Genomic DNA, 22200 nt, shown 5'->3' with positions numbered 1-22200 from the left:
GCTTTATGACCGCAATCTTTGGTCGATCGTCGGAGCTCAATCGTGTTACCCGACATAATCCGGTAGGGTATATAGTGCCGCATCCAGTGGGGCGTGGCGCGGCGCAGCTTGTCCGCCAAGGCGGGATGGTCAGCTTGGATGGACTCGGCCGCCAGCAGGAAGAAGCGGCGCAGCACGTCCCGCAGACGCGGCGTGGTAATCCCCTCCAACCGTTCCAGATTGGCGACGAGCGCCGTGGCTGCCTTCCAGTGCGCGGGCGTCACCGGTAGGCCGCGCTGCGCCAGGTACTGGTCGAGTGCGTGGCGGGCCAGTGGCGGCAACGCGACCTTGCCGGGCTTGGCGCCCTTGCCGACCAGGTGCAGCCAGCGTTCGCCACGCGCGCCGATCTCAATGCCGCCGAGCGTCACGCCCACCAGTTCGCTGGCGCGCAGCCCAGTCGCATACCCGAAATCGAGCAGGAAGCGCAGGCGCTGCGCGGCCGGCGCCGTCCAGCCGTACGACCATTCGAGCCCGTCGGCGATGGTTCGGGTCAACTCCCACTCACCCGCCGTGAACGCACGGGAGGCGTCCAGGTCATCGCCACGCTGGCCACCGCGCACCTTGAGGCCGGCAAATGGATTGGCCAGCACATAGCGCTGCTGGATCAGCCAGCGGAACATCGCGCCCAATACCGACAGGGCATAGGCAATCGAACGTGCCGACAGCCCGCCAGTGAACGGGCGCCACTCGGGTGAAGAACGCGGCCGCGCAGGTCCAACCCAGCGCTGGTGTGGTGTTGGGCGACGCAGGAAGGCGCGGTAGGCGGCGGCGTCTTCCGTCGCCAGCGACGACAGCGCCTTCCCTCGTTCGATAATCGCCCACAGCAGCAAGCGTTCGGCCTCCTTGCGGTAGGCCCGTTGCGTCTCGGCGGCTTCATGCAACCCCAGCCAGGCATTGATCGCTGCATGGTCATTGTTGGCCGCGAGCGTGCACATCCGCCGCGGTGCCCGAAACGCGCCGCGCGTTCCGTCGACCTCGTGCGGCAGCCGGATCCGTTCCCAAGGCACAATAGGCTCGGGCGGCGCGGCCTTGATCAAGGCGCGCGCCCGTTCGGTCAACTGCGGGTGTGCGGCAAAGAACGATTCGATGTGCTGAGCGCTTCTGGCGCCCAGTCCCGGAATCGATGCCCACCAGCGCCGTCGCCGCGGGATGCGCACCGTCAGGTCCGCCAGCGTGGCGATGCCATGCGCACGCAGTGCAGTTACCGCGCGAGCGGGCAACCACAGATCGATGTTGTCGCTGACCTGGGGCACTGGCATCGGCAAGGACCGCAGCGTATCCATCGCGCGGGTGATCGTTTTGGCCTGATCCGTGCGCGTTTTCACACTTGCCTGAAACAGGGCGGCCAGATTGGGGCGGTGACGCCGCAAGGCAACCTCCGCCAGCTGTCGCCGGATCTGCCCAAGCACACCGCGCGCGGACTGGCCGCTCCCAAGCGCGTCGGGACAATAGCGCTGGACCGCCTGGCGCGACGAAGCGCCCGCGTACCAAGCGCGCAAGGCAGCGAGCGCCGCCGCGTCTGGCATGTCAGATGGGGTGGGCGAGTCCGGCATTGGGAGGATCTCTGGCAAGTTCGGGAGGAGTGGCGGAGGTTGTGCGGTGAGGCGCAAATCGCGAACCGGCAGTTTAGCCTAAGAACATCGCTGTATCGATAAGATAGCTTATCGATACAGCGTTGCTGTCCACCATCGTTGCCATCATTGCAGGACTGCGGATTTGCGCGAAACGACGACCGGGGCGGGCCGAAGCGGCCATACCGCCCGGCCAAATCTTACGCCGATGGCTTATGCTGCCGGGATAAAACAAATTGCCAATGCATACGGTTGAGCGGACGTGCGGTCGCGAATGACTGCTTTCGGACTACACCGTTGCGGCAGGCTCCGGGCGGTTGACATTCTTCCAGTCTACCGGATCGGCAGAGTTCACCATCCGAGTGTCCGCTGACCGCCCACTACCCCAAGGCCGCGGTAGCCATCGTCACTTCATCCAGCCTAAGTTGGCAGTTCAATCGCCGGGGCGCAAGTCATTTTCCGGCCTGCCATTCGAAAATTTTTATGACGCTGAAGAAAATTTTCAATTGGCTCGGCTAATGGTTACAGGAAGGCTTCAAGTAACCTGACGGCTCTCCAGAAAACGCTGTCGCCATGAAACTGTCTATACCTGCCTTGCTGGCCGCAACAGCCATGACCTGTTCACTGGCATATGCCCAGCCGTCAGCACCTTCCCGCGACGATCATCACTGGATCGGAACGGAAAGCATCAAGAGCCGGGTCGGCTCCTTCGAATTCAAGGGGGGATACCCAACGCCAGCGTCGTCCGACAAGCTGCATGACCTGCTCGTCTTCAACCGTGCCATCGAGGTCTACCTGCAGAACATCTCCGCCGTGTCGATGTTCAAGTTCCGCAAGGGGCTCGGTGACTTTGGCGTCAAAGCGCCGAGCCAGGTTGCCATCTGGCCGGAACTGCTCGACGCGAACACGCTCCTGCTCACGCCCAACGGCGACACGGTGTACACCGTCACGTTCCTCGACCTGAAGCGCGACGGCCCCACGGTGGTTGAGCTGCCACCGAAGATGCTGGGTCTGTTTGACGACATGTGGATGCGGTACATCGTCGACGGCGGCATCGCGGGGCCCGATAAGGGCCAGGGCGGCAAGCTGCTGTTCCTGCCGCCGGACTACAAGGTCGATGTGCCGCAAAGCGGCTATTTCGTATCGAAGTCGCCCACCTATGGCATCTGGATGCTGATGCGCGCGGTGGATCCGGATCCCAAGGCGGCAGCCGAGCGCTCGCGCCAGATCAAGATCTACCCGCTGGCCGAGGCCTCCAGCCCGAAGCCGACGACGTTCCTCGACGCGTCCGGGAAATACCTGGATACCATCCACGCCGACGACTACACGTTCTTTGAAGAACTGAATGAACTCGTGCAGCAGGAACCTGCCGATGCCATCGGCTCGCTCGAACGCTTCTATCTGGCGTCGATTGGCATCGTCAAGGGCCAGCCCTTTGCCCCTGACAAGGCCCGCAAGGACCTGCTCATGGAGGCCGCGCGCGTGGGCGCGGCGATGGCACGCATGAACGCGTTTGCCGGCAAGGACCCTGACGCCATCGTCTACCCGGGCAAGCACTGGCAATGGGCGTTCGTGGGCGGCAGTTTTCTCTTCAACAACCAGGGATACGACAATATCGACCGGCGCGGCGCGTTTGCTTACGCGGCCACCGGCAACACCCCGGCAATGGCTTCCAAGGTAGTTGGCGCGGGATCGCAGTACATGTGGGCCGCACGAGACGCCCGCGGCAATTTCCTCGATGGTAAGAAGCGCTACCGGTTGCGCATCCCGGCCAACCAGCCAGTCAAGGACTTCTGGTCCGTAACGGTCTACGACACCAAGAGCCGGTCCATGCTGCAGAACGGCCAGAAGTTCCCCACGGTCAGCCAGTACACCAATCCCGACAAAAATCCCGACGGCTCGATCGACATCTATTTCGGTCCCAAGGCGCCGGCTGGCAAGGAGAAGAATTGGATCCGCACGCTGCCAGACCGAGGGTGGTTCCCGATCCTGCGCTTCTATGGCCCGCTACAGCCGTTTTTCGACAAGAGCTGGCAGCCAGATGACATCACGGAGGTCGGGGGCTGAGTCAGGCCGGCGCACAACGCCTGCTGCATTCGAAATTTGTCACAAGGTCCAACATGAAACCTGTAATACGCAAGCACATCCCATTGCGCCTGGCCGCCGCCGGGGCGTTGACCCTGGCAGCCGGCGCTGCCTGCGCCGCAGATCCACACGGCTGGCTCGAAACAGATATTGTCAGCACGCCCTCGACGGAACTCCAGTTCAAGGGGGGATACCCGGCGCCGGAAACGTCGCGGAAGCTGAAAGACATTCTGGTCACCAACCGGGCCGTCGAACTCTATCTTTCGCAGATGCCCACCGTCTCGTGGTATCACGTCTGGAAGGGCGTGGGGTCGGCGGAGACCGGCGCGCCGGGCCAGCTCGTGATCTGGGAATCGCTGATGGACGCGCAGACGCTGCTGCTGACCGGGAACAGTGAAACGGTCTATGGCATGGCGGCCATCGATCTGAAGCGCGACGGCCCGACTGTGATCGACGTTCCGCCTATGCTGCTGGGCGGTGTGAGCGACCTGCAGCAGAAGGAAGTGGTCGGCATCGGCCCGACCGGCGCTGACCACGGCAAGGGCGGCAAAGTCCTGCTGCTGCCGCCGGACTACACCGGCACGGTGCCGAAGGGCTATATCGCCGCCAAGGCGCGCACATACAAGCTGGTCTTCGGCGTGCGCGGCTTTCTGGTCGATGGCAAAACCGAGCAGGCAACGGCACTGATGAAGCGGGCCAGGATCTATTCGCTGGCGCGCGCCGCCAATGCGCCACAAATGGTGTTCGTCAATGGCTCGCGCAAACAGATCGACACGATCTTCCCGGACACCGCGCAGTACTTCCACGACCTGAACGCCATCGTCCAGAGCGAGCCCGTCGGTATCTTCTCGTCACAGGAGCGGTTCTACCTGGCATCCATCGGCATCGAAAAGGGCAAGCCGTTTTCGCCGGACAAGAACCGCGAGGCCGTTTACACGGAGGCGGGCCGGCTGGGAGGTGCGATTGCGCGAGACACCTCGTATGCCTCGGATGACCCCGAGCGAATCGTCTACCCTGACCGGCGGTGGGAGTGGCTGTTCATCGGCGGCAGCGCCACGTGGGATTCGCAGGGCTACGTCAACACCGACCGCCGCTCCGCGTTCTCGTATGGCGCCATCGGGATGTCCCCGGCCATGGTGGCGAAAGTGGTTGGCCAGGGATCGCAATACCTGTGGACAACGCGCGCCGCGAACGGCTCGTACCTGGAGGGCGGCAAGATCTATCGCCTGCGCATTCCCGCAAAAGTTCCGGTGAAGAACTTCTGGTCGCTGGTCGTCTACGACGCGCAGAGCCGTTCCATGCTGCGCAACGAGCAGCGCTTCCCAACAGTCAGCCAGTATACAGGGCCGTCAAAGAACGCAGATGGTTCGGTCGACATCTACTTCGGCCCGCGCGCGCCGCAGGGGAAGGAGAAGAATTGGGTACAGACGGTGGAGGGCAAGGGCTGGTTCCCACTGCTCCGGTTCTACGGCCCCCTTCAACCGTTCTTTGACAAGAGTTGGAAGCCAGGCGACATAGAGGAGGCAAAGTAGTTGCAGTATCGACAGCGGGAGCGCGGGGTTGTTTCCTTTATAAGAACGCAACGCGTGATCGCTACTGATCTGCGCTACCGTCGTACGGCCCACTTGGGCATTGGCGCACGTAAGGCGGAACGTCCGAGAGGCGTTGGCTGGATTCTTCTGGAAGTGGCCCTCGGCGTTGTAGATGTTCGGCGACCAGAACGCATCCACCTGCGTGACCACTATCAAACGTCGTCACGCGCCATTAGTCGACCCGCTTTAGCGGTGGACGCTGCCATTGACCCGACGTCACCTCGGGCTTGGGCATGTAAATTCGCATGACTGCGTAGAACGGACCGGCTGGTGCCGGCAGCCAGTTGCTTTCCTTGCCCTTGCCAGGAGAATCGTGCTGGACATAGAACGTAAGACCGCCGTCGGCATCTCGCTTGAGTCGGCCGAGCATGCGAGAGTTGAGCAAATATCGATTGAGAGGATTGTCGACCAGAAGCTTGGATTTTCCGTCGTACATCGTTAGCGACCAAAACGCGTCCGCCGGAGGCAGCTTATCTTTGTCGAAATGCATCACATAGCGCTTGGTCGACGCATCAAGTGGGTGGCCGTCCGCGTCGACAAAGTATGCCGGGTAACTTGCCTCTTCCGCAGAATTTCCGAAGATGCCAAGCGCGGCGCCGGTATAGCGGTACAGATAGTTGTTTTTCAAATAGGCGCGCGTTCCGAAGAAGTCACCGCTACTTACCTCACGCGTATCCACCTTCGACTTCTTGAACTGCGCAAATTCCGCCTTCCCGTCAGCGATGCCATCGGCCAGCGCCTTCTGCACTGAAGATGGCTGCCGGCGTTCGTCGAACGGAAGACCTGGGCCCACACCGATCCTGGCGAAGCGCGCCATAAGGTCTCTCTCGCTCGGATCCGTCGGCGCAAACTGCAGCATGAAACTCAAATAGCGGAAGATCGCCGGCGTATCGGTCATACCCGGTTCCGGCGCCGGCCAGGAAATCGGTGCAGCCGGGGGCGGCGCCTTCGTTCCAAGAAACGCACTCAGTGTCTTGACTTTGTACCCGCGCTGGATACGCCTCACGTTGGCGAGATCCTTTTCATCATAGAGCTGGGTGCGATAGAGCGCGTAGGCAATGTTTGATTCCGCGCGGATCACGCCGTTGATATTGGCCGGGGTCTCGCCAGTCCAGCCCGGACCGGCAACGAGGTAGTTGCCGCCCTTGTTTCCCGTTGCCCGTGTTCCGAGGTAGGCAAAATTGTGCGTGTAGAGGTCGATTAGCTGCACCGAATAGTAGCGCTGCGCCTCTATCGGCGGCAGGGTCAATACAATCGGCTCGGCACGCAGATCCATCCACACGAACGAATAGGGCGTATCGGAATTCGGCGTAATGATTGCGGTGTCCTTCGGCGTGAAGACATTGGCTGTGTTGCCAATCTGGTTAAAAGGGGCCTTGAAATTTGAGCCCCCTTTATCAACAGCCTGGGCATACAGTGTCTTGTATGCCTCCACGATGGGGAACCCATAGATATAGGCTTCCTTCGCGGTTGGTCGCGCCTCCGATGAACTGACCGAGATCTCGCCCTGCATCGTTCCCGCAGCTGCCTTCGCTGTCGCCCCATCATTAGCGATCGACTTGCAACCTGAAATGAAGCTTGCCGGTGCAAGAATCGCAATCAGCAGAAATTTCCTCAACATGATTTTCCTCGCAAGAAGGAGCGCGCCCTTGAGGCGGATCGACGTGCATGTTCCGTGCGCCGACATGCACGCCGCTGGCCCAGGGCGGGGAAAGCCCATACTAAAAGGCGACATCCGTGTAACGCTCGTGGATGTCAATGGCTACAGCGGAAACTGGATGTTCAGGCCCATAAGCGCCTGAAATTTGGGCACGCCAACTCCCTCGTGTCCGACCGTCCATTGCGGCTCGGCAAACAGTCGCCCGTTCATATACCAATAGCTGCCGCCGAGGAGGCCGGCAGCGAGCCCGAGACCGGGCAGCGCCACGATCAACGCCTTTTGCCCGCGTCGCCGTCCCGCGGCAAGCGGGACTGAGCCAGAACGCCCCGCACCTGCGCCGGGATTGCTGCCTTCACGTCGTCCGCTCATTCACTCTGCCTCTTTGTATACAAAAATAATGCTGATCCAGCGCAATCAATGATCTCAGATGGGTACGGCGATCAGAAGTCAGCTTTTTATGGTTTAGGGCACAAGTGAATTAAGTTTTTCTTTCGCCCAACCCGTCGCCGGATATTGCCGGCGTCATCCTGGCCGGCGTACTGCCGGGTCTTCCGCCTCCTCATGGAGAACGCCGTAGTCGGCCGGAAACAGCGCAGCCAGCGGCGGCGGATACTGGAACGCATGCAGCGGCTCGAGGTTTTCGCTTGCGTCGATCACGAACACCTCGATCAGCCGGCTGCGGACGCCGGTCCCGCGCCCCGCCACATAGTAGTGAACGCGGTTTCTCCAGACGAAGTGCCCGCCGACGTAAGGCTTGGACACATCCGGCAGCCCCGCCAAATGCGTTTCGCAGAGCAGAACCGCTTCCTGCAGGTAGTTCCGGCCGGCCGCCTCGTTCGGGGCGGAAAGCCTCGCTACCATGCCCTGCCTGTCCTTGATCTTCTTGATTGCCATAGCGTAGGGAACAGGTTGATCGCGGGGGCGCCAGGATAGCCTTCCGGTACATGGCGCGCAACCGGCAAGTCAGTGCCAGGCACTCCCAACCTGGATATAGAAGGCGTTCTGGTCCTTGCTGTGCGCCACGTCGATCCCGATCGACACCCCCAGCTTGCGCGCAATCATGTAGCGAAAGCCCGCCCCGACGCTGTAGATGTTCGAGGCATCGGAAAAATCATGCCAGCGCCCATACGCCTTGCCGACACCGGTGAAACCCAGCAGCGACCAGCGTGGCGTCACGTCCCAGCGCAGCTCCATTTCCGCCGCCAGCGCATTGCGGTCCTGGTAGCGCCCTTTCTGCACCCCGCGCAGGTCCACGAACGGCTGCGCGTAGAACGGCACGTCTCCGGTGGAAAAGCGCGTATCGGCGCGCAGGCCCAGGATCACGGTGCGCGCCAGCGGCAGCCAGGTGAAACCCCGCGCGTTGTACATATTGAATGACTGCGTGCTGCCAAAGCCGCCGCGCGCGAACTGCGCCTCCAGCTCGGCATAGCTGCCGCGGCTGGGGTAGAAGATGTTGTCGCGCGAGTCGTAGTCGATCACCAGCCCGGCCTTGCCGATGCGCTGGCTCTTGTCGAAGCTGCCAAGTTCGCTCGCGTTGCCAAACTTGAACGTGGCGGTCGAATCGAAATACACATAGCGCGGCCCCACGTACCAGCGGGTATCGGCGATGCGCACCAGCAACTGCTGCACCAGGAACACCCCCCGCAGTTCATAGGCGCGCGCCTGGTTCTGCAAGCCGTAGTAGTCCAGATTGGCATCGACCTTGGCGATGGCGCCGAGATAGCGATAGCGGTCGCCGCCCCAGGTGTGGAAGTGCGCCACGCCAGCGCCCCAGGTGCCGTTTTCGGTATAGGCGCCGCCGATGCCGGTGATATTGGGCGGCGCCGGACCCTTGCCGCTCTCCTTGGCACTGGCGGCGGCCTCGGCCATCGATTGCGAGAAGAACATCAGTCCCAGCCCGGCCCCGTAGCCGACTGCCGGTTCGGTGATGATGGTGGGCACCGGCAGTGCGCCCTTGTGGTGGAGCAGGAAGTCGCTCATGTCCAGCTTGCCGTCCTCCGGATCGAAGAACGACAGCGGCTTTTTTTCGGCAGGTGCCTCGGCCTGGCCGAATGCGGCGCAGCACCAGAACACGGCCAGTGCACCGAACAGCGCGGCAATACGCTTGCTTGCGGGGAGGCGGTTCATCGGCTGGTGATGAAAGGTTCTTTTGGGCGAGTCAATATCTTCATGCCGCGCCATCCATTGCTCGAGGGATATCGGATCGCGAAGGGCCGGGAAAATCGGGAAAGGGAATTCCCCGGCCTCACGCAACACCGCATGCGCGCGAGCGGCTATAGCGGGAACTGGATATTCAGACCCATGAAGACCTGGAATTTAGGCACCCCGACGCCATCGTGCCCCACCGTCCATTGCGGTTCGGCAAACAGGTTGTAGGTTTCCTTGCCGATTTTCCAGACCTTGCCTGCGCCAATACCCAGCGGAATGTAGTAATTACCGCGCTTCAGGTCGAAATTCCAGGTGGCGGTGCTACGCAGGTACCAGCCTTCCGGCAAGTTGTAGATCACGAACGGCTGCGCAGTCAGGTTGTCCTGGGTAGGGCGGTCGCTCTCCCCGGCAAAGGAGTGCTGCCAGGTCACCAGGCCGCCGATCATGCCCCATTTCTGCGGCGAGATGGCCACGCTTGCCAGGCCGGCTTGCCATTTACCGGTGCCGGTCTGGTCGCGCGATGCCGTGGGGATGGTCAGTTGCGGGCCAATGCCCCACTCCATGCCCAGGCCCTTGAGCAGGACCAGGTTGAACAGGTTCAGGTCGCCCAGCCCAGTCTTGCTGCCATCCGGCGCCACGTTCGGCGTGCTGACGACGGGCATCGTAAACCGGACGATCTGCGGCAGCCCGAACAGTTTGTGCGGAATGGTGCCGCGCAGCAGGACGCTGTTTCCGTCCTCGTCGCCGAGACCGTAATAGCGCCCGACATATTGGTCCTGCAGATTCAGGGTAATGGTCGGGCTCAGCGGATTGTTTGACGCATTCATGTCATCCGTCGAGGGCCCCGCCGCACAGGCCAGCGCCGGCATTATCGCCGCTGCGCTGCCGGCAGCGAGTTTTAGTCTGCGCATGACTGAATTCATTTCCGAGAAGCTGTCCTGAATGAGATTGGTAAACACCACCATTAAATATGGCGCTTGCATCATCGCAGACCGGCTCAAGACTTGTGAAGTAAATATTTCCGATCCCGTGATGAAGATTCTTGTGTGTTTGCGTGCTGGCAGTGACGGGGGGCTTTGCTGGTAGTATGCAATCTCGCGAAAATATGAAGGTGAGGCAGTGCCTCGCCGCGTGATTTCCTTGTAGCTGGCGCAGGCAGGCATGCGCCAGAAGTCGGCATTGCGGCAAACGCCTGGCCGACCTCATGTTCTATGAATATGTCAAAGACCATCGCAAACCGGCTCGCCATGGCCGCCCCTCTCCTCGTTGCCTGCGCGGGCGCCCACGCGACCGAAGGCGCCCTGGGGCGCCCCGTGACCGGCACCAGTGTGGTTCCCAATGCGGGGATTGTGTCGCCCGAGCCGGCGCTCATCGTGAATGTCGGCGAGATCTACCTGGATGGCTCGATTGGCGGCAGCCGCAGCGTGCCCATCGCGGGCAAGGCATCCGCCGGGGTGGAGGGCAAGGTGGCGTTCACGCTGGCAACCGTGATGAAGGTCTGGGACACCGACACCGGCGCCTGGAACTTTGCCTCCAGCTTCACGCTGCCCTACGTCTGGACCAAGGTCACGGCCAACGTCAGCGCCGGCGGACGGGGCAGCAGCACCCAGGACACCGTGTCGAACCTGTTCGACATTACCTTCGCGCCGATTATCGCGGGCTACCATTTCTCGAAGACCGAGCATGTGGCCCTGAGCCTGAACGTGTGGGCGCCGACCGGCAAGTACGACCCCAACGCACTGGCCAATCCCAGCCTGAACAACTGGACCTTTATTCCGCAGGTGGCTTACACCAAGCTGTTTCCCGAACACGGGCTTGAGTTCGATGCCGTCGCCGGCATCCAGTTTTACACCCGCAACAACGCCACCGACTACCAGAACGCGCCGCTGTTCACGCTCGACACCATGCTGCTCAAGCGTTTTTCCAACGGCGCCGGCCTCGGCCTGATCGCGGGCACGACGCAGCAGCTTGGCGACGACACTGGCCCGCTGGCCGACCGCCTGAACGGCTTCCGCGGTCATGACTGGGCAGTGGGCCCCATCGTCACCTACGACACCAAGATCGGTGCCAAGAGCCTGCTGTCGCTGGGCCTGCGCTGGGTGCCCTCGGTGGCCAGCACAAACCGCCTGAAGAGCACCAGCACGTTCATGGGGACGGCGACCGTCGTCTTCTGAGGCCGGCGCGTTCTCGGTCGGCAAGGCGGAATTTGTCCCATGAACCAGCTCGTGGAATGTGTCCTCCAGTTCCGCGCGCTCCTTGGTAGACAAATGACTGGGCACGCGGCCAATGCGTAGCGTGTTCCATAATCCAAGATCAATCGGCTCGGTGACTACCTGCTAGGCCTATAGTGGATGGCGCCTGCGCTAGACTCAACGATCGATTTCATATTCAAATCAACGGTTTACAGAGGATGTGGCGGATTTTTTACGAATCTCGGGCAGGCCTCAAGCCGGCGCGGGCGCGGCTGCCCGCGGACAGGCCCGCAGCCGGGTTCGCGTGCAGGTAGCCGGTGTCGTACCAGAAGCGGTAGCAGCTCGCCACCACCGCCAGCGCGCGGCTGCGGGTCGCCTCCGCCAGCGGCCGGTTGCCGGGCGCGGCGGTGTTGCCACGGTCGTCACCGTGCTGCAGCGCGTGCCGGTAGGCGAGCAGGTGCTGGCGGCTCAGGTCCGACAGCGGCCCCAGCTGACGCGCCTCGCACCAGACCATCAGCCGACGCAGCTCTGCGCCATAGGCGCGCCGCGTGTGGGCTGAGCGGGCGGCCCGGTCGCGCAGGAACAGCGCCAGCGCCTGGGCGTCATCGGTCGCGCCGAGCGTGTTGGTGGCGGCATGCGGCTGGGCGAAGCGCCCGGCGCGGGCCAGCCATGCCAGGGTGCGCGCGTCCTGATCCGCGAGCCACGGGCCCGGTGCCGCCGGCGCGGACGTTGCCTTCAGCGTCGTCGCAGTCGGCGCTGCCGCGCGCTGAAAGCGGCGCCGGTGGGTGTGCAGCAGCCGGGCCAGCACCGTCTCCGTGCGTATTCCGGCGAATGTGACCGCCGATTCCGGCATCGTGACCGCGGATTCCGCTTTATCGTGACCGCTGTTTCCCCGCGGTTTCCAGTTGGTCGTGACCGGCAATTCCGGCATCGTGACCGGTGATCGGTTGGGGGTGTTGCGCGGGGACGGATTCTACTCTGCCAGGCTAGGCAGTGGGGTTGCCGCTGGATGTGATGCTCGTTTTTTGAGCAGTCTTTCTCATTGAGTCGCCGGCCAGCGTGATGCGGTGAATGCGGTGCATCAGTCGATCGAGAATCGCATCGGCGATGGTGGGGTCGCCGATCCAGCCATGCCAGTGTTCAACCGGCAATTGGGTGGTGATGAGCAGCCCGCGGCTGCTGCCGCGGTCGTCGATGAGTTCAAGCAGGTCATTGCGCGTGGTGGCATCCAGCGGTGCCACCGCCCAGTCGTCCAGCACAATCAAGTCGGTCTTGGCCATCTGCAGCAGCCATTTGCCGAAGCCACCACTGCCATGCAGGATGCGCAGCTCTTCGGCCAGCCTGGGCACGCGTAGATAGGCGACGGAATGCCCACGCCGGCAGGCATACTGCGCCAGCGCGCAGGCCAGCCAGGTCTTGCCGACGCCGGTCGGGCCACCGATCAGGACGGTGTGTCCGGTGGCGATCCAGTCTGACAGCGCGAGGCTGGTGATCTGTTTGCGATCAATGCCCCGTCCGGGGCGGGCATCGAGGTCTTCGATGGCGGCCTGGGGGTACTTGAGGCGGGCACGCTGCAACAGGCGCGCCAGCTTGCGGTCATTGCGCCAGAGCAGTTCGCGGTCGATCAGCAGCGCCAGGCGTTCCTCGAAGGCGAGCGCGCTGGCGCCGGGCTGAGCGAGCTGCTCTTCCAGGGCGGCGGCAAAGCCGTCGAGCTTGAGTGAGCGCAGTTGCGCGAGCGTGGTATGAGTCATCATGAGATTGGGTTCCGGTTGTGAGCGCCGGGCAAGCAAGATCGACTGCGGGTGCTGCCCAGCGGTGTGCGAGGGCCATTGAGGCGCATCGCGGGAGTTAGTGCTGCCTGGCAGACGGCGTCACTGGTAGTAGCTGGGGCCGCGCAGGTGGGCGTGGTCGGGACTGACCCACTCGGCAGGAGGGGCCGCGGTCAGCCGATCGCGATCGGTTTCGAGCACGTTCTTGACGTGGCGGTATTGATAGGCGCCGAGCTCCAGCGCAATCGCACAGGCTGCCTCGAGACGATCCTTGCCATAGCGCTTGGCCAGGCTCAGCAGCCCCAGGCAGGCGCGGTAGCCGTGTTCAGGATGCTTGTGCTGCTCGAGCAGCCGGCGCACGACGGCGCCGGTGGCGCCGCCGATCTGCTCACCCCAGCGGATGAGGCGCTGCGGCGTCCATTCCAGGTGGGCGCGATGGGCAGCGGGCAGATGCTCGGGCACCGTGGTGAAGCCACCGGCGGCTGCGCGCGCATGAACGGCCACGCGCTGGCCACGGTGCAGCAGTTCGACCGCATGAGCGGTGATGCGTGCCTCAAGCGTCTGGCCAACCAGTACGTGCGGTACGCTGTAGCGATGCTTGTTGATCTCGACGTGCTGGTCGATATGGACCTTGACGGTGCGGAACCTGGCGATCTCATATGGGACCGCGGGCAACGGGCGTAACGCCGGCGCGTCCAGGGCCGCGAAGGCGCTGGCGCGGCTGCCCGGCAGCTTCTGGAAGGGGCGCTCATTGAGCGCGGGCAGCAACGCCGCAATCGCACGGTCGACTGCATGCACGGTCTCGAAACGCTGATGGCGCAGTCGTGCGAGGATCCAACGTTCTACGATCTGCACCGCCACCTCAACCTTCGCCTTATCCTGCGGACGCCGTGCACGGGCAGGGAGCACCGAGGTGCCGTAATGGCGCGCGAAGTCGAGCACCGTCTCGTTAGCGCGCGGCTCATAACGGTCGGCGTTGGCAATCAAGGCGCGCGGGTTGTCTGGGACGATCAGTTCCGTGCTGCCGCCGATAAAGGTCAGGGCGCGCACCATCGAGGCGATCCAGTCCACCATCGTCTCGCGCGGCGTGGCGCATGCGAATGTGTAGCTGGACGCGCCGAGAGCTGCAACAAACACGTGAGCGCGGCCGCCGTCGGCCACGGCGATGGTCGGTCCGGCATAGTCGACGAACAACTTCTCACCGGCCTTGTGGGTCTGGCGCATTGAGCGCTTCAGGCTCTTGGCCCAGGCGTGGTAGCGCTCGCAGAATTGCGTGTGGCGATAGGTCTTGCCGCCGGGATGGGCCTCAACATATTCCTGCCACAGCAGGGTCAGCGTGACGCCCTTGCGGCGCAGCTCCTGGTGGATGCGGGCATAGTCCGGCGGCACATAGGCGCTGGCGCGTGCGCTGGGCAGCAGGTGCGCGGCAATCGCCGCTTCATCGAGATCGCGTAGCTGCTCCCATGTCATTCCGGCCTCAGCGGCCAGTGACACATACTTGGACACCACTCCTTTGGAGACCTGCAGCGCCGCGGCAATGCTGGCGTGCGACAGTCCGGACTCGTGCTTGAGTCGTAACACGTCTTTGATCATGCGTATCGTCATGGGGGGCTTGGGCATCGCTTCTCCGTGCAAAAACGCAGAAGGTTATCCACAGCCTGGGTTGAACAATACGCAACATCCCCAACCGGATCATGGCAAGCCAGACGCCACCACGTCAGTGGTGAGATGGCTCCCCGGCGAGCTGGTCACGATCGCCGGAACGGCTGGTCACGATAAACCGGAAATGCCGGTCACGATGCCGGAATCGGCGGTCACGATAATCCGGAATGACTGGTCACGATCGGCCGGAATACGCAGTCTCCGGGCTTGGCGCCTGCGCCGCCGGCACCGTGCGCAGGCGCCCGCGCTCCCAGTACTCGACCACCCCATCGTGTGCGAGCAGCAGCTTGAGCACGGCCGGCTGCGCGGCCTTGGCCTCGGCCAGCGAGCCGTAGCGGCGCTTGACGCGCGCCAGCGTCCAGTGCGCGTAGACCGGGTGCCCCAGCACCTCGGCCAGGTAGGCCAGTGCGGCCTCCACCGTCGGCGGAAGGGGACGCGGCGGGATCGTGGCCGTGTCGATCCAGTCGGCCGGGTTCATGACTGGGCCCCTCGTTTGGCGCTCGCCTTGGGCGCCGATTTGGCCGATCCGGGCCTGGCGGCCTTGGCAGCGGGCGCCGCAGCCGCGAGCGTGGCGTGCAGTAGCTCGTCCAGTTGCGCGCGCTGGCTGGCGGTCACCGCCTTGAGCGCGCTCGCCTCGCCGGCAGCGGTCTGGCGCGCGGCGCGCTCGCTGGCCAAGTCCGCCTCGAGGCGTCCACGCACGTCCTCGAGCGAGGCCAGGCGCCGCTCGGCGAACTTCAGTTGCGAGGTGAACTGGCCGCGCTCGGCCTGCAGCGCGTCGCGCTGATTCGCGGTCTCCTGGAGCAACTGTTTCGACAGCGCCTCGTAGCGCGCTTGCGCGGTGGCGATGGCCTCGGCCTGGGCGCGCTCACCGGCCGCCACGCGGTCCTGGGCGGCGCCCAGCGCCGCTTCCAGCTCGCCGGTGCGCGCAGCGAGTTGCTCGGCGCGGGTCCGTTCGGCCGCCAGGCCGGCGCGCGCCTCGGCCAGTTCGGTATCGCGCGCAGCCAGCTGTCCGCGCACCTCGGTCAACTCCTGACGCAGCAGCTCGACCCGCAGTTCGGCCTCGGCGCGCGCGGCCTCGGCCACCTCGACCGCGGCCTGCGCCTCACGTTTCAGGCGCACCACGTCGTCGAGCCGCACCGCGACCGCGGCCTGCCACAGCGCGCGCATCTGTTCGGCGATCTCGGGCGGGAGCTCAGGGATCGCGAGCTCCGTGAGGCCCGCGCGCACGACCTCGGCCTCGATCGCGTTGAGCGTGCGCGACAGCGTCGCCGGGTCGCCGCCGCCCAGGCGCGCGCGCAGCTTGCGCACCGACACCGCGCGGCGGAAGCGCGCGGCGGTGGGCGGCGCCGCGTCGCCGGCCTCGGTGAGCATGGCCAGCACGGTGGCGCGGATCTGGTCGGGGGTGGCGGCGAGGCGGGGCATGGCGGCGTCCGGGCGGGGTTTTCAGCCTATCGCACGCTGCTAACGTTAGGAAAGCCATTTTTGTTTGGCTTGGGGAAGCCAAAGACCGATAAATCCTATTATCTTGCGGAAACAGCCGCCGAAGCACCGCAGACTGCGGGCAAGTGGCCGGAAGGCGGGCGCTAACAGTGGAAAAACGCGGGAAATAGACCAGTCAGCAAGTACCTGATTGGATTGGAGTTTCAGGCAAGCATCACCCGGAAACGCGCATGGCTGCTAGGGCTGGCTACCCCGGCAATCTGCAGCGAAATCAAGGGGACCCCATCAATGGTTTGCAAGAGCGCCTGTCCGCACAAGTGCGGGCGGCCAGGAAGCCTTGATGCAAGCGGTTCTCCGGCTGTCTTCCGCCAGATTTCGCACCAAAAGTACTATGCCCCCGCCCCGGCATCCTTGACATGTCCACGCAATCGAGCGGCGCCCCACCCCCTACCGTGGGGCGGCGCACGACACGCCCCGGCCGCTTCAGACGATCTCAGACCGCGCGAAATTACGCCTCGTCATGGTCGCCTCCGGCAAGCAGCGCCTCCTGCTCCAAACCTGCCCCTCCGTTCTGCATGAGGCTGACAACACGCCGTACGTAAGCATCCTCCGACTGCAACAGGCGCGGCATGAGGCTCGCATTCTTATGGAGTAGTTCTGGCTTAGAAAAGCGCCCGAACAAGACCTCGAGGCTCGCCGGCTCCAAGGGCTCGAGCCGATCGCCGAGCCGATCTTTCGCCCGCAGGTACTCATGCAGCCCCACGGGATCATAATCGGGACAGTGCAGAATCCGCACGGCTTCACTGGCTTCCAACCATGCGAGCATCCGATCGGAGGCCCTGCCGCCGTAAAGCACGACCGCATCCACGCCAGCCGCCCCCCAGTCATAGCGCAGGAACAACTCTGGCCCCTCGACCATCGCCACGTAACCGGTCAGGTTCGGGACGCTCGCGTGCCCAAGGACGACCGAGGCACACCCCAGGCGAGCGGTTTGGTACGCAGCGCCCACCGGCGCCCCGTCGATCGTTAGCGACGAGTCCTTGAACACCCGGACGTGCGCCAACTCGAAATCCAGCCCACCGTTTGCCTTGGTATCCCGGAACTGCGCAAGCGCTTGGGTGCGTGCACCCAAGTCTGGAGCCGAAGTCGTAACTAGGCCGCTGGGGTAACGGTTGTTGGCAAACGCCTGCACCGCCCGCTGATTCGAGCAGACTAGGACGTTGCCGGCACCGCTGCGTACCTGCTGAATGCCACCTGCATCGATCAATGGCGTCAGAATCCGCCTGCCCGCCGCGGACACGCTGCTTGCCGGCACCGGGGCCCCGGCAAGCAGCATCCCCAGGATCTTGGCCACCGGATCAAGCGGCTTCACGCTCTCCCCCCCGTAGTTCCCGCCGGCGCACACGATTCTTGGGTTCGATCACGGCGCGGCCTTCCCTAGCCCAATGCACGTAGTACAGGGTTTCGGCAACGGCGACCGCCATCGTGCTGGCGAGCACCGGCATGAAACCTAACGACAGCGCAGTCTGTGCGAGCCCCTTCAGATTGATCTCGTCCACCATGTTGCACTCGTCGATGTAAAACGGCACGGAGTATTTCCGGTCCTTCTTCATCATGTCGCGCATCAGCACCATATTGACCAAGGCCTTGATCATCATCGTGGTACCGGTGGACTCGATGGTGTCGAGTTTGGGGAAATGTTTGGTCTTGCCGTTGGCGTACTCGACCACGAACTCGATACCGAAGAGCTCTTGCAGGGTCACCTTGCCGGTTGCGCCGCGAATCAGGTTGCTCACCTCCGCGACGGCGCGCTTGGTCTCGGCCTCTCCGCCAAAGAGCCCATCTGAGTTGAACAGTTGCTGGTAGCTGCGAATTCGGTCGCGGTTCTCCACCACCTCCATCGATACCGACTTGAGGTTAGACACCGGTACGTTGCTCAAGCGGCGGTTGAACTCTGCCACCTTGTCCTTGAGGCGCGAAACATCGCCGAGCATCTCGCCAATCGACGACTTGATCTGCGTGACCAGCGCGCTCCAGAGGTTGTCGTAGGAGGCCCGCTTCTCGTCCAAGCTATCGAGCGCCTCAACCGCCGACTGCGCCTTTTCCTCGGGGGACGACCCGACCAGGCCGTCCATCATGGTCGCCTCGATGAAGCTGAGCCGCTGCGACACCTTCTCGCTGGCATTTGCTTCAGCGACACAGGAGCCGCGGTAGCGCTCTGCTAGCGCTGCGTACGGAATGCCATCAAACTGTGCGGTATCGCCGTCCGGCCACTCGCCCGCCGGAATGTCGAAGTTCTCCCGCATGATCCTAGCCAAACGACCAGCGATGTCGACTTGCTTGGCTTGCGCCTGGGCGAATTCCGTCGCAAGGCGCCCTTGCTCAAGAACAATATCCTGATTACGCGCCATCGCATCATCTCGCTGCGCGGTCAGTTGCCGCTCTTCCTCGCGGATCCCTTCGACATCTCGCTTCTTCTGCTGGAAGACGACATGCGCTTCCATTTTGCGAACACCCTGGTCACGAGCATCTTCCTTCTCCTTGATTGTGCGCTGGAGACTCTCCCGCTCAAGCGCGTCGGCGAGAGTCGCCTGCCGCATCCGGATTTTTTCGTCCAAAGCCTGAATATCGGCCGCTAGTTGCTCCACATCCGGGATGACGCCCTTCGTTCCGGGCACGATGTTCATGGGGAATCCGATGCCGTGCCCCTCAAAACGGCGCTCGTCGGCGTCGATAAGTCGATCGACGTGATTCAATGCACTGACGAGTGCATCGGAGTCGGACACAGTGATTCCCTCCTCCCCGACTTCCTGCTCCAATAGGCGCGGATTGAGCACCCGGAAAACGTCCTTGACCTGATTCTCCCCAACCTCCTTCACCAAGTACGCGCCGAAGAGCTTGTCGTGGCGGTCGCGGAGACGGACTTTCTCCGCGCGCTCGGCCTCAAGCTTCGTAATATCGCCCTGGATATCCGATACCTTTTCCGCAGAGGTGTAATACTTTTGCTGGAGACGCTCGATGTCGTTCTTGAGATTGTTGACCGCGACCGCCTCGAAATCAGGATCGAAACCCTCGAAGGCCTTCTCGAGGTCACTGACCTCTTTGCTTGCCTGGGCGATGGCGGTCAGACGCACACCAATGTTGATCTGAGTTCGACCTAGCTCAGAAGCCTGGCGCACCAGCTTTTCCTGCCGCTCGCCGAACTTATCGGCGACCTCATCCGCAGCCAGCTTTTCTCCCTGGAGCTTTGCCTCCTCCATGTCCCGAGCCGCCAGGAGTGCCGCATACATCGGCTTGAGCGTCGCCCTGGTGCGCCCCTGTGTCTCCAAGGCAGCCTTGAGATCGTCGATATGCGGCTTGATTTGCTCCAGTTGCTGGATCGACCGATTCTCCTTCTCCAGCTTGGCGAAGCTCGCCTCGTGGTCCTTCTGCAGATCGATGGTGGGCTTCGTGAACTCGCGTCGATAGACCTCAACCAAAGTCTGCTTGATCGTTTCCTGCTCCATCTTGCTCAGCTTGAGCAGGTTGCGGAACAGGTGAACGAACCGCTCCTGCGCCGCGCCGTCCCGAAGCGGCACGATTCCGAGATTCAGTCGCCGGTCTTCCCATACTCCGGTCAGGGCGTTACGGAGATCCTTCGGCTCCAGCATGCGGAAGTGCTTGCGCTGCTCGAGGATGTCCGCCTTGACGTCTTCGAAGTCGCGCACCTTCTCTGCCTCGTCGATGAACATTTCACGCTCAAACCGCCCGGGAAAGGCGAAGCGCTCGAACCGGTACGATCCGATCGGGCCCAACCCGCGCAGCCCGACAGTGACATAGCTGTGGGTCTCCGACGACAGGCATTCGAACAGGATGTAGCTGGTCGGGTGTTTGAAATAGTAGCGACGGGTGTCCTCGAGGCTGTAGCCATCGAACCGCATATCGCTCTGGTCCCCAATGAAGAGGAACTGCACGGCGGAAATGATCGAGGTCTTGCCCACGTTGTTACGGCCCACAAGGTGGATGGAACCTTCGAAATCCACCTCGGCGTAATCGTAGTTGCCCGCGCGGATGAAGATCATCCGCTTGCAGCCAGGGATATTTTTCACGCTTCTTCTCCTACCTCTTCGCGGTCAACGTCAGGGGTGACATCCGGCGCCTTCTTGGCGAGCGCCATGCAAATTTTAAGAATACGGCGCGTAGGCGCGAGAAACTGGATTTTGTCGTCCAGCACCCGTAAAAACCCCGAGCGTTCCATTGCATTGATGATGCGCTTGAGGTTGCCCTCGTCATCACCGCCGGCCTGCCGCATGTAGCCGCGATACCGGTCGGATTGGAGGTGCGGCAGGTCCTTGATCGCGCGGACGTCCGAGAACAGCCCATCTTCGATGCTGTTGTCGTTGTCACTGAGCCAGTCCACCATTATGAATGTGAACAAGGCCGCCTGCTCTACGCCCTTACCGAGGTTCCGCTGCTTCGGACCATTGAAATAGTAGAAGCCCTGGGGGTCGCTGATGAACTCGTATCCCAGCGCGTTGAACAACTGGCGATACCGGGCGGTATAGTCCATCAAAGACTTGTACACCTCACCATCGTGGTTGCTGATATGGCGGCCTTTCGTCAAGCTGTCAAAGGCTTCTTCAAACTTGTCGGGCAGATCCACGTTCGATCCTCAGAGGAAAATAGGAATAGGCGACGCCACTGAAAACGGCCTCCGCCTCATTGTTGTCGTGATGGGTGGCGAGATCCGAGTGCTCAGAAATATCCTGGTACGCGCAAAGAATTTCCGTCTCGGTCTGGTTGGCATACCCCTCGAACAGCCAACGCAGGATATCGGGCACTGGCGCGTCTTGTCGCAGGCGCTCAATGACCTCTTCCATGTACATAGGGTCGGGCGCCTTCGGCACTCCGGGGGTATCCAGCGTAACCAGAGGCTCAGGCTCCTCCTCCGCGTACTCCTGAACGCCCCGAATGTGGTCTTCCAGCGCGTAGTCGGTAAAAAGGTTTTCCGCGGTCCAGTAGACTGTAGGCATGTGGCGGTTGAAGTCCCACGCGGAAACCCCATGCCGGCCAGCGACATCAAGCAAGCTGGCCACCGCCGCAGCCAACTCGTGGTCCCGGCGCAGCTTGTTATACAGCGGCATCACCTCGTTGTATGACTCGAGGAAGTTGTCGCCGGAGTCCCGCTTCAGTTGGAGCACGTGGGCCCGCAGGCGGGATACTGGGGTCGAGACCATGCCGTCCCCCATCCAGTCCGCGTCGCGGATGATGTTCAGCAGGCGTTCCAACAATTTCACAAGGAGACCGTCGCGGTCGACAAGCTGCTGCATCGGCAGGATGTGCCGCTCATACAGGCCGGAGATGAAAGCGTACCGTTCCCGGAGAGAGCGGTTATCCTCGCGCATTTTGATTTCCGCCACTTTCACCAACACAGCCGCGTGGTGGTCGGCGCAGAGCTTCTGTGCGCGCTGAAGGTATGTCACCAACCGTAGCGCGCTCTGGTTGACCAAGGACACCTCTCGCTGCCCCACTAACCGAGCCAGCGCGTAGACATCCTCGTCCATATCAAGGAGCAGACCTTTCAATTCGCCCGGCGCCATCAGCCGCTGGCGCTTCGCCAGATGCAAGACGAAGTCGGTGATCGCCGGCGGGATTTCCCACTCCCCGTCGGCTTCTGGCGAACGCTCCAGCAGGCCATTGGCCACCAGAATATCGGCAACTTCTTTCGGCGAGCGGGTGTGGTCTGGCGAAACAACCTTCAGGGTGTCGTAAATGGAGCTGAGTGACACCCCATGCCCCCGGTGCGCCAGAGTCTCCAGGAGACCAAAATACTCCGCTGCCAGTTGTAGTGTTCTTTTTGGATTCATTTGCAGCACTAGGGGTGATCGTACCTTTCGTGTGGAAATCTGGCGGTCTGGCCCCCAAATCCATTGCGAATTAATGAGTTGCAATTTCGTTGGTCATGCAAAGGCGAAAAGCGGTAAAGCCCATGCGGTTATACACAACTGTCCCCATCGTCGACGGATCGTAACCCTCGCAAAGTCTTCGCAGCGACATGAACTT

Annotated in this window: 18 protein-coding genes; 3 read left to right on the top strand and 15 right to left on the bottom strand. The window is 62.6% G+C overall.

Features of this window, described 5'->3' with window-relative positions:
- A partial coding sequence (locus tag AC3WQZ_RS32580) for a site-specific integrase (RefSeq protein WP_492301947.1) occupies positions 1–1592 on the bottom strand: 1592 nt, incomplete at its 3' end.
- Between the two features lie 591 nt (positions 1593–2183).
- Here AC3WQZ_RS32580 and AC3WQZ_RS32575 point away from each other — a divergent pair.
- Together AC3WQZ_RS32575 and AC3WQZ_RS32570 are read left to right on the top strand one after the other, a co-directional pair.
- Positions 2184–3677 carry a DUF1254 domain-containing protein gene (locus AC3WQZ_RS32575; protein ID WP_454750784.1) on the top strand — a complete coding sequence of 498 codons (1494 nt, stop codon included), beginning with the start codon at positions 2184–2186 and terminating at the stop codon, positions 3675–3677.
- A 53-nt stretch (positions 3678–3730) separates the two neighbouring features.
- Positions 3731–5227 (top strand): DUF1254 domain-containing protein, encoded by a 1497-nt coding sequence (locus AC3WQZ_RS32570; protein WP_454750785.1) that lies wholly within the window; start codon positions 3731–3733, stop codon positions 5225–5227.
- A gap of 232 nt (positions 5228–5459) precedes the next feature.
- Here the strand turns inward: AC3WQZ_RS32570 and AC3WQZ_RS32565 are convergent, their stop codons facing one another.
- The 5 genes from AC3WQZ_RS32565 to AC3WQZ_RS32545 form a co-directional block, all read right to left on the bottom strand.
- Complete coding sequence (locus AC3WQZ_RS32565) at positions 5460–6908, bottom strand: DUF1254 domain-containing protein (protein ID WP_454750786.1); 1449 nt, start codon at positions 6906–6908, stop codon at positions 5460–5462.
- Positions 6909–7049: 141 nt separating this feature from the next.
- The gene (locus AC3WQZ_RS32560; RefSeq protein ID WP_454750787.1) at positions 7050–7316 is read right to left on the bottom strand and encodes a hypothetical protein; all 267 of its coding nucleotides are present in this window, start codon (positions 7314–7316) and stop codon (positions 7050–7052) included.
- Between the two features lie 153 nt (positions 7317–7469).
- Positions 7470–7841, bottom strand: coding sequence for a hypothetical protein (locus AC3WQZ_RS32555; protein ID WP_454750788.1), 372 nt, complete (start codon positions 7839–7841; stop codon positions 7470–7472).
- Positions 7842–7910: 69 nt separating this feature from the next.
- On the bottom strand, positions 7911–9074 hold the full coding sequence (locus tag AC3WQZ_RS32550) for a BamA/TamA family outer membrane protein (RefSeq protein WP_454750789.1): 1164 nt from the start codon (positions 9072–9074) through the stop codon (positions 7911–7913).
- 146 nt (positions 9075–9220) lie between these two features.
- Positions 9221–10060 (bottom strand): hypothetical protein, encoded by an 840-nt coding sequence (locus AC3WQZ_RS32545; RefSeq protein WP_454750790.1) that lies wholly within the window; start codon positions 10058–10060, stop codon positions 9221–9223.
- Positions 10061–10312: 252 nt separating this feature from the next.
- Here AC3WQZ_RS32545 and AC3WQZ_RS32540 point away from each other — a divergent pair, with 252 nt between their 5' ends.
- Positions 10313–11269 carry a SphA family protein gene (locus AC3WQZ_RS32540; protein WP_454750791.1) on the top strand — a complete coding sequence of 319 codons (957 nt, stop codon included), beginning with the start codon at positions 10313–10315 and terminating at the stop codon, positions 11267–11269.
- Positions 11270–11519: 250 nt separating this feature from the next.
- On the opposite strand, the gene AC3WQZ_RS32535 is transcribed toward AC3WQZ_RS32540, so the two are convergent.
- The 9 genes from AC3WQZ_RS32535 to AC3WQZ_RS32495 form a co-directional block, all read right to left on the bottom strand.
- Positions 11520–12218, bottom strand: coding sequence for a site-specific integrase (locus tag AC3WQZ_RS32535; protein ID WP_454750792.1), 699 nt, complete (start codon positions 12216–12218; stop codon positions 11520–11522).
- A gap of 55 nt (positions 12219–12273) precedes the next feature.
- Positions 12274–13041, bottom strand: coding sequence for an IS21-like element helper ATPase IstB (gene istB / locus AC3WQZ_RS32530; protein WP_454750796.1), 768 nt, complete (start codon positions 13039–13041; stop codon positions 12274–12276).
- A gap of 117 nt (positions 13042–13158) precedes the next feature.
- A complete protein-coding gene (istA, locus tag AC3WQZ_RS32525) occupies positions 13159–14676 on the bottom strand; it encodes an IS21 family transposase (protein ID WP_454750793.1) in 1518 nt (505 codons plus the stop codon).
- Positions 14677–14893: 217 nt separating this feature from the next.
- On the bottom strand, positions 14894–15196 hold the full coding sequence (locus AC3WQZ_RS32520) for a hypothetical protein (protein ID WP_454750794.1): 303 nt from the start codon (positions 15194–15196) through the stop codon (positions 14894–14896).
- The gene (locus tag AC3WQZ_RS32515; protein WP_454750795.1) at positions 15193–16140 is read right to left on the bottom strand and encodes a DNA-binding protein; all 948 of its coding nucleotides are present in this window, start codon (positions 16138–16140) and stop codon (positions 15193–15195) included. The genes AC3WQZ_RS32520 and AC3WQZ_RS32515 overlap by 4 nt, the downstream gene beginning before the upstream one ends.
- A 526-nt stretch (positions 16141–16666) precedes the next feature.
- Positions 16667–17530 (bottom strand): hypothetical protein, encoded by an 864-nt coding sequence (locus AC3WQZ_RS32510; RefSeq protein ID WP_436226191.1) that lies wholly within the window; start codon positions 17528–17530, stop codon positions 16667–16669.
- Positions 17517–20246: a chromosome partitioning protein ParA gene (locus AC3WQZ_RS32505; protein ID WP_436226190.1), complete on the bottom strand. Its 2730-nt coding sequence runs from the start codon at positions 20244–20246 to the stop codon at positions 17517–17519. Before AC3WQZ_RS32505 ends, AC3WQZ_RS32510 begins: the two co-directional genes overlap by 14 nt.
- The gene (locus AC3WQZ_RS32500; RefSeq protein WP_436226189.1) at positions 20243–20800 is read right to left on the bottom strand and encodes a condensin complex protein MksE; all 558 of its coding nucleotides are present in this window, start codon (positions 20798–20800) and stop codon (positions 20243–20245) included. The genes AC3WQZ_RS32505 and AC3WQZ_RS32500 overlap by 4 nt, the downstream gene beginning before the upstream one ends.
- Positions 20778–22004 (bottom strand): MksB family condensin complex protein, encoded by a 1227-nt coding sequence (locus AC3WQZ_RS32495; RefSeq protein ID WP_436226188.1) that lies wholly within the window; start codon positions 22002–22004, stop codon positions 20778–20780. Before AC3WQZ_RS32495 ends, AC3WQZ_RS32500 begins: the two co-directional genes overlap by 23 nt.
- Positions 22005–22200: the final 196 nt, after the last annotated feature.

This window comes from Cupriavidus sp. FW305-26, assembly GCF_058787975.1.
The sequence above is the reverse complement of the archived record's forward strand: the minus strand, read 5'-3'. Positions and strand labels throughout refer to the sequence as shown.